14 protein-coding genes are annotated in these 16025 nt (G+C 72.0%); 6 read left to right on the forward strand and 8 right to left on the reverse strand.

Annotated features, from left to right (window positions below):
* Window positions 1–73 precede the first annotated feature (73 nt).
* From ACIBAE_RS02770 to ACIBAE_RS02780, 3 genes are all read left to right on the forward strand, one after another.
* On the forward strand, window positions 74–1174 hold the full coding sequence (locus ACIBAE_RS02770; RefSeq protein ID WP_399281945.1) for a thiamine ABC transporter substrate binding subunit: 1101 nt from the start codon (window positions 74–76) through the stop codon (window positions 1172–1174).
* Between the two features lie 89 nt (window positions 1175–1263).
* The gene (locus tag ACIBAE_RS02775; RefSeq protein ID WP_399282006.1) at window positions 1264–2877 is read left to right on the forward strand and encodes an ABC transporter permease; all 1614 of its coding nucleotides are present in this window, start codon (window positions 1264–1266) and stop codon (window positions 2875–2877) included.
* Window positions 2877–3962 carry an ABC transporter ATP-binding protein gene (locus ACIBAE_RS02780; RefSeq protein ID WP_399281946.1) on the forward strand — a complete coding sequence of 362 codons (1086 nt, stop codon included), beginning with the start codon at window positions 2877–2879 and terminating at the stop codon, window positions 3960–3962. Before ACIBAE_RS02775 ends, ACIBAE_RS02780 begins: the two co-directional genes overlap by 1 nt.
* Before the next feature lie 3 nt (window positions 3963–3965).
* On the opposite strand, the gene ACIBAE_RS02785 is transcribed toward ACIBAE_RS02780, so the two are convergent.
* The 5 genes from ACIBAE_RS02785 to ACIBAE_RS02805 form a co-directional block, all read right to left on the reverse strand.
* The gene (locus ACIBAE_RS02785; protein WP_399281947.1) at window positions 3966–5099 is read right to left on the reverse strand and encodes an LOG family protein; all 1134 of its coding nucleotides are present in this window, start codon (window positions 5097–5099) and stop codon (window positions 3966–3968) included.
* A 154-nt stretch (window positions 5100–5253) separates the two neighbouring features.
* On the reverse strand, window positions 5254–6438 hold the full coding sequence (locus ACIBAE_RS02790; protein ID WP_399281948.1) for a hypothetical protein: 1185 nt from the start codon (window positions 6436–6438) through the stop codon (window positions 5254–5256).
* Window positions 6420–7148 carry an ABC transporter ATP-binding protein gene (locus tag ACIBAE_RS02795; RefSeq protein ID WP_399281949.1) on the reverse strand — a complete coding sequence of 243 codons (729 nt, stop codon included), beginning with the start codon at window positions 7146–7148 and terminating at the stop codon, window positions 6420–6422. The genes ACIBAE_RS02790 and ACIBAE_RS02795 overlap by 19 nt, the downstream gene beginning before the upstream one ends.
* A gap of 209 nt (window positions 7149–7357) precedes the next feature.
* Window positions 7358–8737 (reverse strand): aspartate aminotransferase family protein, encoded by a 1380-nt coding sequence (locus tag ACIBAE_RS02800; RefSeq protein ID WP_399281950.1) that lies wholly within the window; start codon window positions 8735–8737, stop codon window positions 7358–7360.
* On the reverse strand, window positions 8722–9213 hold the full coding sequence (locus ACIBAE_RS02805) for an Lrp/AsnC family transcriptional regulator (RefSeq protein ID WP_399281951.1): 492 nt from the start codon (window positions 9211–9213) through the stop codon (window positions 8722–8724). Before ACIBAE_RS02805 ends, ACIBAE_RS02800 begins: the two co-directional genes overlap by 16 nt.
* A gap of 225 nt (window positions 9214–9438) precedes the next feature.
* Here ACIBAE_RS02805 and ACIBAE_RS02810 point away from each other — a divergent pair, with 225 nt between their 5' ends.
* Complete coding sequence (locus ACIBAE_RS02810) at window positions 9439–10878, forward strand: gamma-aminobutyraldehyde dehydrogenase (RefSeq protein WP_399281952.1); 1440 nt, start codon at window positions 9439–9441, stop codon at window positions 10876–10878.
* Window positions 10879–11063: 185 nt separating this feature from the next.
* On the opposite strand, the gene ACIBAE_RS02815 is transcribed toward ACIBAE_RS02810, so the two are convergent.
* Window positions 11064–11756 (reverse strand): glycerophosphodiester phosphodiesterase, encoded by a 693-nt coding sequence (locus ACIBAE_RS02815; protein ID WP_399281953.1) that lies wholly within the window; start codon window positions 11754–11756, stop codon window positions 11064–11066.
* Between the two features lie 26 nt (window positions 11757–11782).
* The gene (locus tag ACIBAE_RS02820) at window positions 11783–12808 is read right to left on the reverse strand and encodes an adenosine deaminase (protein ID WP_399281954.1); all 1026 of its coding nucleotides are present in this window, start codon (window positions 12806–12808) and stop codon (window positions 11783–11785) included.
* 159 nt (window positions 12809–12967) lie between these two features.
* Here ACIBAE_RS02820 and ACIBAE_RS02825 point away from each other — a divergent pair, with 159 nt between their 5' ends.
* Entirely contained in the window at window positions 12968–13744 is a 777-nt protein-coding gene (locus ACIBAE_RS02825) for a DUF4190 domain-containing protein (protein WP_399281955.1), read from the forward strand.
* On the opposite strand, the gene ACIBAE_RS02830 is transcribed toward ACIBAE_RS02825, so the two are convergent.
* Window positions 13734–14267: an NADAR family protein gene (locus ACIBAE_RS02830; RefSeq protein ID WP_399281956.1), complete on the reverse strand. Its 534-nt coding sequence runs from the start codon at window positions 14265–14267 to the stop codon at window positions 13734–13736. The two genes, ACIBAE_RS02825 and ACIBAE_RS02830, sit on opposite strands and share 11 nt — an antisense overlap.
* Before the next feature lie 175 nt (window positions 14268–14442).
* Between ACIBAE_RS02830 and ACIBAE_RS02835 the strand changes: the two genes are divergently transcribed.
* Window positions 14443–15960 carry a gamma-aminobutyraldehyde dehydrogenase gene (locus ACIBAE_RS02835; protein WP_399281957.1) on the forward strand — a complete coding sequence of 506 codons (1518 nt, stop codon included), beginning with the start codon at window positions 14443–14445 and terminating at the stop codon, window positions 15958–15960.
* The last annotated feature ends 65 nt before the right edge of the window (window positions 15961–16025 follow it).

Genomic DNA, 16025 nt, shown 5'->3' on the forward strand with positions numbered 1-16025 from the left:
GCCCGCCTTCCGGTCCTTCCGGGCGGCCGGGCAGGGCCGCGTCTTCTCCTGGACATCCCAGGAGGAAATTTCCGTGAGCACCACCAGAAAGATGGCGGTCGCCGCGATCGCCGCCGCGCTCGGCGTCTCGACCTTGGCCGCGTGCGGCACTTCCGGCGACTCCGGCTCGTCCGGCGAGGGCGGCGGGAAGCGGTCCAGGACCGTCACGCTCGTCAGCCACGACTCGTTCAACGCCTCTCCTTCCGTGCTGAAGGAGTTCACCCAGGAGACCGGTTACACGGTCAAGGTGCTCAAGAGCGGTGACGCCGGCGAGGCGCTCAACAAGGAGATCCTCACCAAGGGCTCGCCGCAGGGCGATGTCTTCTTCGGCGTCGACAACACCCTGCTCTCCCGGGCCCTCGACAACGGTCTGTTCACGCCGTACCAGGCGAAGGGCCTCGACCAGGTCGCCGCCGGCACCCAGCTCGACCGGGCCGAGCACCGGGTCACCCCGATCGACACCGGCGACATCTGCGTCAATTACGACAAGAAGTACTTCGCGGACAAGAAGCTCGCGCCGCCGGCGTCCTTCGACGACCTGATCAAGCCCCGGTACAAGAACCTGCTCGTCACCGAGAACCCGGCGACGTCCTCGCCCGGCCTCGGCTTCCTCCTCGGCACGGTCGCCGCACAGGGCGACGCCGGCTGGAAGACGTACTGGTCGAAGCTGAAGGCCAACGGCGTCCAGGTCGTCGACAGCTGGGAGCAGGCCTACAACGAGAACTTCTCCGGCTCGGCGGGCGGCAGGAAGGCCAAGGCGGACCGGCCGCTGGTCGTCTCGTACGCCTCCAGCCCCCCGGTCGAGGTGCTGTACGGGGACCCGCGGCCGACGACGGCCCCGACCGGGGTCGCCACCGGCACCTGCTTCCGGCAGATCGAGTTCGCGGGCCTGCTCACCGGCGCGAAGAACGAGACCGGTGGCAAGGCCCTGCTGGACTTCCTGATCAGCAAGAAGTTCCAGGCGGACATGCCGCTGAACATGTTCGTGAACCCGGTGGTCGAGGACGTCCAGCTGCCGGAGCTCTTCACCAAGTTCGGCGCGACCGTCGAGCGGCCCGAGACCGTGGCCCCCGACAAGATCGCCGCCAACCGTGAGCAGTGGATCGAGACGTGGTCCTCACTCGTCGTGAAGTAGCCACGGAAGCCACCGCCGGAGCCGCCGCCGGAGCCACCGCCGGAGCGCCGGCCCGGCGCGGGAAGGGGAACGCGGTGCGGCTCGGCCTGATGGCCGTGCCCGCCGCGTTCTTCGCGGTCTTCTTCGCCTACCCCGTGGCGGCGATCCTCGGCCGCGGGCTGAGGAGCGACGGCGTCTGGCAGTTCGACCGGATCGGCGAGGTGCTGAGCCGGCCCGACATCCTCGGTGTCCTGTGGTTCACCACCTGGCAGGCGCTCGTCTCCACGGTCCTCACCCTCCTGATCGCGCTCCCCGGCGCGTACGTCTTCGCCCGCTTCGACTTCCCCGGCAAGCAGCTGCTGCGCGCGGTCGTCACCGTGCCGTTCGTGCTGCCGACCGTCGTCGTCGGCACCGCCTTCCTGGCGCTGCTCGGCCGTGGCGGGCTGCTCGACGAACTGTGGGGCGTACGCCTCGACACCACCGTCTGGGCGATCCTCCTCGCGCACGTCTTCTTCAACTACGCGGTGGTCGTCCGGACCGTCGGCGGCCTCTGGTCGCAGCTCGACCCGCGCCAGGAGGAAGCCGCGCGGGTACTCGGCGCCGGCCGGCTCACGGCCTGGTGGCGGGTGACGCTGCCCGCGCTCGCCCCCGCCGTCGCGGCGGCCGCCCTGATGGTCTTCCTCTTCACCTTCACCTCCTTCGGAGTCGTCCAGATCCTCGGCGGACCCGCCTACTCCACCCTGGAGGTGGAGATCTACCGGCAGACCGCGCAGCTGCTCGCCCTGCCCACCGCCGCCGTCCTGACGCTGACGCAGTTCGCGGCGGTCGGCGCGATCCTGGCGGTGCACGCCTGGACCGTACGGCGGCGGGAGACCGCACTGAAGCTGGTCGACCCGGCCGGGACCGCGAGCCGGCCCCGGGGCGCCGGGCAGTGGGCGCTGCTCGGCGGGGTGCTCGCCACCGTGGCCGTGCTGATCGTGCTGCCGCTCGCGGTGCTGATCGAGCGCTCCTTCGACGGTCCGGGAGGATACGGCTTCGCCTTCTACCGGGCGCTCGGCTCCGCCGGGGCGAGCGGCGGCACGTTCCTCGTACCCCCGCTGGCGGCGGTCGGGAACTCCCTGCGGTACGCCCTCGTCGCCACGGCCATCGCCCTGGTCGTGGGCGGTCTGGCCGCCGCCGCGCTCACCCGGCGCGCCGGCCGCCTCGTGCGCGGCTTCGACGCGCTGCTGATGCTGCCGCTCGGCGTCTCCGCCGTGACCGTCGGCTTCGGTTTCCTGATCACTCTCGACAAGCCGCCGCTGGATCTTCGGGCCTCCTGGATCCTGGTGCCGCTCGCCCAGGCGCTGGTCGGTGTGCCTTTCGTCGTACGGACCATGCTGCCGGTGCTCCGGGCGGTGGACGGACGGCTGCGCGAGGCCGCCGCCGTCCTCGGGGCGTCGCCGCTCCGCGCCTGGCGGGAGGTCGACCTGCCCCTGGTGCGGCGGGCGCTGCTGGTCGCGGCGGGCTTCGCCTTCGCCGTCTCGCTGGGCGAATTCGGCGCGACGGTCTTCATCGCGCGCCCCGACCGGCCGACGCTGCCGGTGGCCGTGGCGCGGCTGCTGGGGCGGCCCGGCGAGCTGAACTACGGCCAGGCCATGGCCCTGTCCACGGTGCTGATGGTGGTGTGCGCGGTGTCACTGCTGGCGCTCGAACGTATCCGTACCGACCGCTCCGGAGAGTTCTGATGGCCCTGCTGACCCTGGCGGACGTGACCGTACGGTTCGGGGAGCGCCCCGCCCTCGACGCGGTGGATCTCGACGTCGCCGAGCACGAGATCGTCTGCGTGCTCGGGCCGAGCGGCAGCGGCAAGTCGACGCTGCTGCGGGTCGTCGCCGGGCTGCGGGTCCCGGACGGCGGGCGGGTGTTGCTCGACGGCGCCGACCAGGCGGGGGTGCCGGTGCACCGGCGGGGCGTCGGCCTGATGTTCCAGGACCATCAGCTCTTTCCGCAGCGCGATGTGGCCGGCAATGTCGGTTTCGGGCTGCGGATGCGCGGCGTCACGGGTGGCGAACAGCGGCGCCGGGTCGACGAGCTGCTCGATCTCGTCGGCCTGCCGGGCGCCGGGCGGCGGGCCGTCGCCACGCTGTCCGGTGGCGAACAGCAGCGCGTCGCCCTCGCGCGGGCGCTCGCCCCCCGGCCCCGGCTGCTGATGCTGGACGAGCCGCTCGGCCAGCTCGACCGGAGCCTGCGGGAGCGCCTCGTCGTCGAACTGCGCGGCCTCTTCGGGCGGTTGGGTACGACCGTGCTCGCCGTCACTCACGACCAGGGTGAGGCGTTCGCGCTCGCCGACCGGGTCGTGGTGATGCGGGACGGCCGCATCGCGCAGACCGGCACCCCGCTGGAGGTCTGGCAGCGGCCGGCCTCCGCCTTCGTGGCGCGGTTCCTCGGCTTCGACAACGTGGTGCCCGCCACCGTGAGCGGCGAGGCCGCCGACACCCCCTGGGGCACGATCCCGGTCCCCGCCGGATCCCCCCAGGGCCCCCGGACGGTGCTGGTGCGCCCTGCCGGGGTCCGGCTCGTCCCCGCCGGCGACGGCCTGCGCTGCGTGGTCGAGGCCCGGACCTTCCGGGGCAGCCGCGTCGCCGTCCTCCTCCGTCCCGCCGGCGCGCCGGTCCTGGAGGCCGAATGCGACCTGCGGGACGCGCCGCGTGAGGGGGCGACGGTGGGGGTCGCGTTCGGCTCCGAGGACGTGGTGGTGCTGCCGGACCAGGCCCAGGGACCCCACGCGCAGGACCCGGGCCGGGCCCGGCGCCAGGACCGGGATGTGTAGGACCTAGGGACGGAGGCTGAGCGCGCACTGCGCGAGCGCCTCCGGGACCTCCTCCACCGTGTCGACCAGCGCGATCCGGGACTCCATGGACCGGCCCTTCGCCAGTGACCGGAGCAGCGGCCAGGCCGGCAGCGTCCGGGTCCAGTGGTCGCGGTCGACCAGGATCATGGGAGTCGGTTCGCCGCGCGAGGCGTAGTAGTTGGGCGTCGCGTTGTCGAAGATCTCCTGGACGGTGCCCGCCGCTCCGGGCAGGAAGACCACGCCGGCGTTGGAGCGGGCCAGCAGGCCGTCCTCGCGGGTGGCGTTGGCGAAGTACTTGGCGGTGTGGTCCGCGAAGGCGTTGGGCGGTTCGTGGCCGTAGAACCAGGTCGGGACGCCGACGGAGGAGCCGCCCCCGGGCCAGCGGGACCGTACGGCGAAGGCGGCCCGCGCCCAGGCGGAGACGGACGGGACGAACGACGGCGTCCCCGCGAGGAGCTCCAGCGCTTCGTCCAGCATCCCGTCCGGGTGCGGAGCGGCGTACGCGCCGAGGTTCGCGGCCTCCATCGCGCCGGGGCCGCCGCCGGTCGCGACGGTCAGCCCGGTACGGGCGAGAGCCCGGCCGAGGCGGGCCGCGCCGGCGTACGCCTCCGTACCGCGCGCCATCGCGTGTCCGCCCATGACGCCCACCACCCGCGCGTCGGACAGGAGTTCGTCCAGCGCGTCCGATATCGCGTCGTCGTGCACCGAGCGCAGCATGGACGCGAAGATGTCGCCGTCGGCCTTGGTCCGCTGGAACCAGGCGTACGCGAGGGCGTCGGGGGTGGTCTCGTAACCGCCCTCGCCGAGGCCCTCGAAGAGCTGGTCCGGCGTGTAGACGAACCCACGGTACGGGTCGAAGGGGAGGCCCGGCACGGGCGGGAACACCATGGCCCCGTCGGCCCGCACCTTCGCCGTGGCCTCGGGCTCCATGGGGCAGCCCAGGAAGACGGCGCCGGCGGTGTCGGTGCGCAGGAGCGCGGAGGTGCGGCTCGTCAGGTCGACGGACTGCAGCCGGTATCCGCCGAGGGTCCCGCCGGAGACGGTCCGGTCGAACTCGTCGAGGGATTCGATCTCCCGGTCCGGGCTGTGCGTGTGGAGCTGCTCGCCATTCACCATGGGCTCACGATAGGCGCCGGGCGCACGGGAGTTGCTCCCGGAGTCCGGACGGCGGGGTACGGCCGTCACCGCGCACGGGGAAGTCGGCAACCGCCCCGCCCCGCCCCGCGCCGCCGCGCCGTCCCGTCACCGGACGCGCGGCGGCGCAGATGCCTCACGCCGTCAGGGGGATCGCCGCCAGGGCCGCCACGGCCCAGGTCAGGGGGGCGAAGGTGGCGAGGAGCATGGTCGTGCGCACCGCCGCCGCCGTACGCAGGAGGGTGGCGGGGGTGCCCAGCCGCCGGAGGGCTTCGGTGGTCGCGGCGCGGGCCTGGCGGGACTCCAGGGCGGCGGTCAGGAGCGTGGCCGCCGTGCAGCCGATGACCAGGGCGGCGCCGAGGCCGGTGAGAGGCCCGAAGGGGCGTTCGTCTCCCGGGCCGTACAGCGACGCGGCGGCGAACGTGCCCGAGAGCACCGCGCACATGACGCCCAGCGGGCGGCCGATGCGGCGGGCCTCGGCCATCAGGGTGCGGCCCGCCAGCAGACGGACCGCACCGGGGCGCAGCGCCTGGAGCAGCCGGCCACAGAGGTGGGTGATGCCGGGCCCGGCCAGGGCGAGGCCGATCGCCGTCAGCGACCAGCCGGCCAGGACGCCGGCGGGGCTGCCGTCGAAGTGGCCCGGCAGCGGCAGCGCGGAGCCGCCGGCCTCCCGGCTCGCGTACGTCTCGACCGCCAGGCCCGCCGCCATCAGGGCGACGCCCCAGGGCAGGCCGGCCGGGGCCGGGACCGGCGCGGGCGCCGCGCCGGGCTCGGATGTCGCGGCGGGCTCGGGAGCGGCATCCGCGGCATCCGTGCGACGCGCGCGGGGGCGCAGGACGAGACCGGTCGCGGTCGTCGCCAGCACCGGCACCACCGCCAGCAGCGTGAGTACCGCCGCCAGCGGCAGGGGCCGGTCGGCGGCCAGCAGATCCGCCGCCTCCCCGTCGAACGGCATCCCGCTCAGGTCGCCGCGCAGATGCAGGAAGACCAGCAGGGCGACCGCGCTGCCCAGGGCGCAGGCCACCCCCGTCGACAGGGCGGCCAGCACCGTGAGCCGGGCCGGGCCGAGGCCGACCGCCGACAGGCCGGTGCGCGGCCGGGTGCCCGGATCCGTACGGGCCACGGCGACCGCGAACTGGACCGTCGCCGCCAGCGGGATCAGACACCAGAGCAGACGCACCACGGACCCGGCCGGGTGGTCGATCGCCCAGCCCAGCGTGCACAGCAGCAGGAAACCGGCCCCGGCGGAGGCGGCGGCGACCAGCAGCCGGCGCAGCAGGACGACGGGGTGGGCGCCGCGGCCTAGACGGAGAGCGAGCACGCGGCCCGGCCTTCCGTCTCGGAGGACCACGCGGCGTCGACACGGCGGCCGTCGAGCAGGGAAACCGTACGGTCGGCGAGTGTCGCGACCTCCGGGTCCATGGTCGCCAGGACGACGATGATCTGGTGCGAGCGGGCCGCGGTGGTCAGCGTACGCAGCACCTGGCCCCGGTCGCCCTGGTGCAGCGGCGCGGTCGGCTCGTCCGCGAAGAGCACCGCGGGCGTGGTGACGAGGGCGCGGGCCACGGCGACGCGCTGCCGCTGGGACTGGAGCAGGGCGCGCGGGCGTTTGCGGGCGCACGCGCCGATGTCCAGGCGCTCCAGCCACTCCATCGCGGTCGTCCTGGCGGCACGGTGGGAGGAGCCGCGCATCAGCAGCGGCAGGGCCGCGTTCTCCCAGGCGCTCAGCTCCGGTACGAGGGCGGGCTCGGAGTCGATCCAGCCGAAGCGGTCGCGGCGCAGCCGTTCGCGGGTCACCCCGCCCATCGTGTGGACCGGCGAGCCGTTGAACCAGACCTCGCCCTGCTGGGGGACCAGCTGCCCCGACAGGCATCGCAGCAGGGTGGTCTTGCCGCTGCCGCGCGGGCCGTTCACGGCGAGGATCTCACCCTCCCGCACACCGAGCGAGACGCCGTCGAGGGCGGGCGAGCCGTTGTGGGAGTAGTTCAGGGAACGCGCCCAGAGCACGTCGTTGTCCGGTGGGGCCACCATGGCGTACACCTCGGTTCTGATCAGATTTACCTGGGCACGGTAGGACTCCTCGCCGGGTGTGCGGACAGCACGCGGCCCGGGCGCCGCCCTTCTCACTCGAAAGGGGGGCGCCCGGGCCGTCATGCGGGTGGTCCGTCGTGCGGGTGGTCCGTCGTGCGGGTGGTGCGGGTGCGGGTGCGGGTGGTGCGGGTGCGGAACGGCTCAGCGGGTCAGAGCTTCGTCCACGCCTCCGTGAGCACCGCTCGCAGGATTCCCTCGATCTCGTCGAACGTCGCCTGGTCGGAGATCAGCGGCGGCGCCAGCTGGACGATCGGGTCGCCCCGGTCGTCGGCGCGGCAGTACAGCCCGTTGTCGTACAGCGCCTTGGAGAGGAATCCGTACAGGACGCGCTCGGTCTCCTCGTCCGTGAACGTCTCCTTGGTGGCCTTGTCCTTCACCAGCTCGATGCCGTAGAAGAAGCCGTTGCCGCGGACGTCGCCGACGATCGGGAGGTCGTGCAGCTTCTTCAGCGTGTCGAAGAACGCGCCCTCGTTGTCGAGAACGTGCTGGTTGAGGCCCTCGCGCTCGAAGATGTCGAGGTTGGCGAGGCCGACCGCCGCGGAGACCGGGTGGCCGCCGAAGGTGTAGCCGTGCAGGAAGGTGTTGTCGCCCTGGTAGAACGGCTCGGCGAGCCGGTCGGAGACGATGCACGCGCCGATCGGGGAGTAGCCCGACGTCATGCCCTTGGCACAGGTGATCATGTCCGGCACGTAGTCGAACTTGTCGCAGGCGAACATCGTGCCGAGCCGGCCGAAGGCGCAGATGACCTCGTCGGAGACGAGCAGGACGTCGTACCGGTCGCAGATCTCGCGGACCCGCCGGAAGTATCCGGGCGGCGGCGGGAAGCAGCCACCGGCGTTCTGCACCGGCTCCAGGAAGACCGCGGCGACCGTGTCCGGGCCCTCGAAGAGGATCTCCTGCTCGATCTGGTCAGCGGCCCAGCGGCCGAACGCCTCGGGGTCGTCCCCGTATATCGGGGCGCGGTAGATGTTGGTGTTCGGGACCTTGTGCGCGCCCGGGACCAGCGGCTCGAACGGTGCCTTGAGGGCCGGCAGGCCCGTGATGGACAGGGCCCCCTGCGGTGTGCCGTGGTAGGCGACGGCGCGCGAGATGACCTTGTACTTGGTCGGCTTGCCGGTCAGCTTGAAGTACTGCTTGGCGAGCTTCCAGGCGGTCTCGACCGCCTCGCCGCCGCCGGTGGTGAAGAAGACCTTGTTGAGGTCGCCCGGCGCGTAGTGGGCGAGCCGCTCGGCCAGCTCGACCGCGTTCGGGTGGGCGTAGGACCAGATCGGGAAGAAGCCCAGCTCCTGGCCCTGCTTGTAGGCGGCCTCGGCCAGTTCGTGGCGGCCGTGGCCGGCGTTGACCACGAACAGGCCGGAGAGGCCGTCCAGGTAGCGCTTGCCCTTGTCGTCGTAGATGTAGGTGCCCTCGCCCCGCACGATGGTGGGCACGGGCGCGTTCTCGTACGAGGACATGCGGGTGAAGTGCATCCACAGGTGGTCGTACGCGGTGTTGGAGAGGTCCTTGCTCACGGCTATCGGGTTCCCCACATGTAGGTCTGCTTCTTCAGCTTCAGATAGACGAAGCTCTCGGTGGAGCGCACGCCGGGGAGCGCGCGGATGCGGCGGTTGATCACTTCCAGCAGATGGTCGTCGTCCTCGCAGACGATCTCCACCATCAGGTCGAAGGAGCCCGCGGTCATCACCACGTACTCGCACTCGTCCATGGCTGTCAGCGCGTCGGCGACGGTCTCCGTGTCACCCTCGACGTTGATGCCGACCATCGCCTGCCGCCGGAAGCCGACGGTGAGCGGGTCCGTGACGGCGACGATCTGCATCACGCCCTGGTCGAGCAGCTTCTGGACGCGCTGGCGCACGGCCGCCTCGGAGAGGCCGACCGCCTTGCCGATCGCGGCGTACGGGCGCCGCCCGTCCTCCTGGAGCTGCTCGATGATGGCGAGGGACACGGCATCGATCGACGGCGACGATCCGCTCCCGGTCCTGGAGTCTGCGCTACGACTGGCCACGCGATTCACTGTGCACTGCGGCTCGTCTGTCTGGCAACCCCATATCGATGAAATTCGTTGTTGTGGCCCCTCCATAGAACTGAATCCGCAGATGCCGAGCGTCGGGCCTGTCGAAAGCGTCGACCGAGCGATTAGGGTGGGTGTCTCACCCAGCGGACATCCGGTACGTGACACCTCAACGACGTGGCACCTGAACGTCCGCGACATCTGACAGGAGGGGTGGCAGTGACCACCGAGCTGCGCCGTCTGCGTAACTACATCAACGGGGAGTTCCGGGACGCCGCCGACGGGCGGACCATCGACGTGGTCAACCCGGCCACGGGCGAGGCGTACGCCACGTCCCCGCTCTCCGGCCCGGCCGACGTCGACGCCGCCATGGAAGCGGCCGCGGCCGCCTTCCCGGCCTGGCGCGACGCCACCCCCGCCGAGCGCCAGAAGGTCCTCCTGAAGATCGCGGACGCCTTCGAGGAGCGGGCGGAGGAGCTGATCGCCGCCGAGTGCGAGAACACCGGCAAGCCGGTCGGACTGACCCGTACCGAAGAGATCTCGCCGATGCTGGACCAGATCCGCTTCTTCGCGGGCGCGGCGCGGATGCTCGAAGGCCGCGCGGCCGGGGAGTACATGGACGGCTTCACCTCCATCGTGCGGCGCGAGCCGGTCGGGGTCTGCGCCCAGGTCGCGCCGTGGAACTACCCGATGATGATGGCCGTGTGGAAGTTCGCGCCGGCCCTCGCCGCGGGCAACACCGTGGTGCTCAAGCCGTCGGACACCACTCCGGCCTCCACCGTGCTGATCGCCGAGATCATCGGCGCGATCGTGCCCAAGGGTGTCTTCAACGTCCTGTGCGGCGACCGCGAGAGCGGCCGCGCGATGGTCGAGCACCCGACCCCGGCGATGGCCTCCATCACCGGTTCCGTACGGGCCGGCACGCAGGTCGCCGAGTCCGCGGCGAAGGACGTCAAGCGGGTCCACCTGGAGCTGGGCGGCAAGGCCCCGGTCGTCGTCTTCGAGGACGTCGACATCACCAAGGCCGTCGAGGACATCGCGGTGGCGGGATACTTCAACGCCGGCCAGGACTGTACGGCCGCCACCCGCGTCCTCGTCCACGAATCGATCCACGACGAGTTCGTGACCGCGCTCGCCCAGGCCGCGAAGGACACCAGGACCGGCGGGCCGGACGACGAGGACGTGCTCTACGGGCCGCTCAACAACGCCGCCCAGCTCCAGCAGGTCTCCGGCTTCATCGAGCGCCTCCCCGCACACGCCAAGGTCCAGGCCGGCGGTCACCAGGTGGGCGACAAGGGCTACTTCTACGCCCCCACCGTCGTCTCCGGCCTGAAGCAGGACGACGAGATCATCCAGAACGAGGTCTTCGGCCCGGTCATCACCGTCCAGTCCTTCACGGACGAGGCGCAGGCCCTGGCATACGCGAACGGCGTCGAGTTCGCGCTCGCCTCCTCCGTCTGGACCAAGGACCACGCCCGCGCGATGCGGATGTCCAAGGCGCTCGACTTCGGCTGCGTCTGGATCAACACCCACATCACGCTGGTCGCGGAGATGCCGCACGGCGGCTTCAAGAAGTCCGGCTACGGCAAGGACCTCTCGTCGTACGGCTTCGACGACTACACACGCATCAAGCACGTGATGACCTCGCTCGACGGCTGACCCGCACGTCCCGCGAACGGGGGTCCGGACATCATGTCCGGGCCCCCGTTGCGGTCCCCGCCCCTGCCCCCGCCCCTGCCCCTGCCCCCGCCCCCGCCCCCGTCGGGAGCGGGTCCGGGTGCGAGCGGATGCGCGCCACGGGACCTGGGGGAGTCGATATTCCCTCAGGCCGATGCCGGCACCGGTCAGGAGAGCGGTCGTCGGCCCGTCATGCCGGACAGGACATCGATCCGGTTGGTGGTGATCGAGTCGACGCCCCGTGCCATCAGCCGCCGCATGCTGCGCCGGGTGTCCACCGTCCAGGCGGAGACCAGCAGCCCGTCGCGGTGGTCACGGTCCGTCAGCTCCCGGCTGACCAGCCCGAAGCGGTAGTTGAGCCAGCGCGGTCGGACCGCCGCGAGCAGGACCGGCCGGGGCGGCGCGAGCGTCGTCCAGGTCATCGCGATCTCGGCGGCGGCGTCGGTGGCCCGTACGGCGAGCATGGCGGCGGGACCCGCGCAGTAGTAGACCCGGTCGGCCGCCCCGCACGCGCGGACGGTGGCGACGACCGTCCGGACCGACGCGTCCGTGGCGCCCGGAAGATCGATCATGAGCCGCGCCGTCCTCGCCGCCGACAGCGCGTCCCGCAGTGTCGGGACCCCGCCGCCCGTCAGCTCGTACAGCTCCGCGTGGGTCAGCTCCGCGAGCGGCCGGTCGTGCCCCCACAGGCGTTTCAGCGAGGAGTCGTGCAGCAGGACGGGCACGCCGTCACGGGTGAGCCGGACATCGGCCTCGATCGCGTCCGCTCCCCGTTCCAGCGCGGAGCGGAGCGACGGGAGGGTGTTCTCCCGGACACGGTAGGGATCGCCACGGTGGCCTACGGCGACGATGGTGCGCATGAGGCCATTGTGGTCGTCGGCCGCCGCTACCGCGCGAGCCACCCGGCGGTGTACGTGTCGATCTCCGCGGTGAGCCGCAGCTTGCCGGCCGCGTCGAGGAAGGACGCCTCGACACCGTTCTTCGCCAGATCGGCCAGCCCCCGCTCGTCCAGGCCGAGCAGCCGCGCGGCGACCGCGTACTCCTGGTTGAGGTCCGTGCCGAACATCGGCGGGTCGTCGCTGCCCAGCGTCACCAGCACCCCGGCCGAGACCATCTCCTTGATCGGGTGCCGGTCCAGATCGGCGACGGCGCGGGTGGCGATGTTGGAGGTCGGGCACACCTCCAGCGGGATACGGTGCCGGGCGAGGTGCGCCAGCAGCTCCGGGTCCTGGACGGCGCTGGTGCCGTGGCCGATCCGCTCCGCGCGCAGCTCCGTGAGGGCGTCCCAGATCGTGCCGGGGCCGGTCGTCTCACCGGCGTGCGGTACGGAGTGCAGGCCCGCGTCGATCGCCCGGTCGAAGTACGGCTTGAACTGCGGCCGGGGCACGCCGATCTCGGGGCCGCCGAGCCCGAAGGAGACCAGGCCCTCGGGGCGCAGATCCACCGCGAGCCGGGCCGTCTCCTCGGCCGCGATCAGCCCGGCCTCGCCCGGGATGTCGAAGCACCAGCGCAGCACCACGCCCAGCTCGGCCTCGGCCGCCTTCCTGGCGTCCTCGATGGCCTCCATGAAGCCCTGTTCGGGGATGCCGCGGCTGGTCGAGCTGAACGGCGTGACCGTCAGCTCCGCGTAGCGGATGTGCTGGCGGGCCATGTCACGCGCGACCTCGAAGGTCAGCAGCCGGACATCCTCCGGCGTACGGATCAGGTCGACGACGGAGAGATAGACCTCGATGAAGTGCGCGAAGTCGGTGAAGGTGAAGTAGTCGACGAGCGCCTCGGGGTCGGTGGGCACCCTGGAGTCCGGGTGCCTGGCGGCCAGTTCGGCCACGATGCGCGGCGACGCCGAGCCGACATGGTGGACATGCAGCTCAGCCTTGGGCAGCCCCGCGATGAAGGGGTGCAGATCGGTCATCGGGAACCTCCAGGTGCTGGGCGGACGCCTACGTACGGCCGCGGCGGGGCGGGGCCGCCCCGGCCCGGTCCGCTCGGGTCAGGGAATCATCGTAGGCCGGGCCGGTTCCGGTAACGGCGCAGGCCGTAGCATGACGGACTTACGAAGGGGGAGGCCCGAATGTCAGAGAAGAGCGAGCCGCCGGTGGGCGGCTACGAACCGAGTGATCCCTGGGCTCCGCCACAGGACGGGGTGGAGCTGGGGAAGCCGGCCGCGCAGCCGGGGTCTTACCAGCAGCCGCAGCCGACACTGCCTCAGCAGCCGGTCGGATCAGTGCACGACCAGCCGACGGTCATCGGCACGCCCGGAGCCGTTCCCGGCTCCGAGTCCGGCGGCGCACCGCCGCCGCCGACCGCGCCCGGCGGACCGGGCCCGCACGCGCCGGGACCCTACGGCTACCCGAGCGCCCCGCCGGTCCAGTCCGCGCCGAGCACCGAGCAGTCGGCCGCTCCGGGCGCGGCGGGCTACGGCTACCCGGGACCGGGACCCGCCTACCCCGGCTACCCGGCCGCCGGTTATCCCGCCGCCGGATATCCGGGCTACGGCCAGGCCGGCTGGCAGCCGCAGCAGCAGCCGGCGAACGGCTTGGGCGTCGCCGCGATGGTGCTCGGCATCCTCTCCGTCTGCCTGTTCTGCCTGTACGGCATCGGCGGGGTCGTCCTGGGCGTCCTCGCCCTGATCTTCGGCGTCCTCGGCAGGAAGCGGGTCGCGCAGGGGCAGGCCACCAACGGCGGGCAGGCCCGCGCCGGCATCATCCTCGGCTCCATCGGGATCGTCATCGGTCTCGTCGTCGCCGGCCTGCTCGTCTGGGGCATCACCATGGCCGTCAACGAGAGCGACAACTCGGATCCGTACGACGACTACTCCACCTCCCTGGTGACCGACGTCATCCGTTAGGACCCGCACCGTCGCCCGCGCGGAGCCGCTCACGCGCCTCCATCAGCGCGAAACCCAGCAGGTTGAGTCCGCGCCAGCGCGCGGGATCGCCCGCCCGCTCGTCGCTCGCGGCCAGCCCGATGCCCCATATCCGGTCCATCGGGCTGGCCTCGACGAGCACCCGGTCGCCCGTGGCCAGCAGAAACGCGCGCAGCGCGGCATCCTGTCCGAACTTGTGGACACTGCCCTCGACCACGATGCCGAAGCGCTCGCGCTCCCAGACCGTCTCGTCGAAAGCGCGCACCAGCCGTCCCGCCTTCTTCGCGAGGGCCGGATGCGCCGCCCCGACCGCGCGGCGCTCGGCCTCCTCGTCCCCGAACAGACGGGCCTTGGCCGCCATCATCCAGTGCTCCGCCGTCGCGTAGGTGACCCCGTCGACCGTGAAGGGCGCCGGCCACCACTGGCTGAGACAGGACGTGCCGATCGTGCCGTCCCGCCGCGGCGCGTGTCCCCAGAAGTGCAGATACCTCACGTGCTTCCCCATGCCCGTGAGTCTGGCAGCCACCACCGACAGCCCGGCCGCCGATAAAGCCGCAGCCGGGCTTCCGAGGCGACCGAATCCGTCGCGTAACCAAAAGGCAACAACGGAATCCCTTGTTGAGGTAGCTGTGCTCTGTCAGGATCGGCAATCAATTCCAGCTGGACCAACGGAGAGCGTCATGGGCAACCGTTTCCAGGTGCGCGACCGCTTCGCGGACGGCGCGCAGTTCATCGGCGGCCGGACGCGCCCCGGAACCTCAGGACGTACCCACGCCGTCGTCGACCCGGCGACCGGCGAGGAGATCCACCGCTACGAACTGGCCGGCCCGGCCGACGTCGACGCGGCCGTCGCCGCCGCGCGGGCCGCCTTCCCCGGCTGGGCGGGCGCCACCCCCGGAGAGCGCTCCGACGCCCTGCACCGTCTCGTGGGCATCCTCGCCGAACAGGCCGACGACTTCGCGTACGCCGAATCCCTCCAGTGCGGCAAGCCCATCAGGCTGTCCACCGAATTCGACGTCCCGGGCACGGTCGACAACACCGCCTTCTTCGCGGGCGCCGCCCGCCATCTCGAAGGCGCCTCGGCCGGTGAGTACAGCGCCGACCACACGTCCTACGTACGCCGGGAGCCGATCGGCGTCATCGGCTCCATCGCCCCCTGGAACTACCCGCTCCAGATGGCCGCCTGGAAGATTCTCCCGGCCGTCGCGGCGGGCAACACCATCGTCCTCAAGCCCGCCGAGATCACCCCGTTCACCTCGCTGATGTTCGCGCGAGCGGCGCGACGGGCCGGGATCCCGGACGGTGTGATCAACATCGTCACCGGCGCGGGTCCCGAGGCCGGTGAGCACCTCGTCGGCCATCCCGATGTCGTGATGGTCTCCTTCACCGGCTCCACCTCCGTCGGCAGGCGCGTCGCCGGGATCGCCACCTCCACCGTCAAGCGCCTCCACCTCGAACTCGGCGGCAAGGCACCCTTCCTGGTCTTCGACGACGCCGACCTGGAGGCCGCGGTCCACGGCGCGGTCGCCGGATCGCTCATCAACGGCGGCCAGGACTGCACCGCCGCCACCCGCGCCTACGTCCAACGGCCGCTGTACGACGCCTTCGTCAGCGGCGTCGCCGAGCTCATGGAGACCGTGCGCCTCGGCGACCCCCTCGATCCGGCGACCGACCTCGGTCCGCTGATCTCGCACGCCCACCGCGACCGGGTGGCCGGTTTCGTCGACCGTGCCCGCGCCCACGCCCGTGTCGTCACCGGCGGCCGGGCCCCCGGCGGCGACCTGGCGAACGGCGCGTACTACCGCCCCACACTCGTCGCGGACGCCGCGCAGGACAGCGAGATCGTCCGGTCCGAGATCTTCGGCCCGGTCCTCGTCGCCCTCCCCTTCGACTCCGACGACGACGGCATCCTGCTCGCCAACGACAGCCCGTACGGCCTCGCCGCCTCCGCCTGGAGCCGCGACGTCTACCGCACCGGACGCGCGACCCGGGAGATCAAGGCCGGCTGCGTCTGGGTCAACGACCACATTCCGATCATCAGCGAGATGCCGCACGGCGGCTACAAGGCAAGCGGGTTCGGAAAGGACATGTCGGCGTATTCCTTCGAGGAGTACACACAGGTCAAGCACGTGATGTACGACAACACAGCGGTCGCCAGGAAGGACTGGCACCGCACGATCTTCGGAGACCGGACCTAGGCACTGTCGGACAGTGCCTGGGCCGGTCCCGGACCGACCGGTCCCGGCCACCCACCCGAAAGGGC

Source organism: Streptomyces sp. NPDC051569 (assembly GCF_044454085.1).
In the GTDB taxonomy this organism is placed as follows: domain Bacteria; phylum Actinomycetota; class Actinomycetes; order Streptomycetales; family Streptomycetaceae; genus Streptomyces.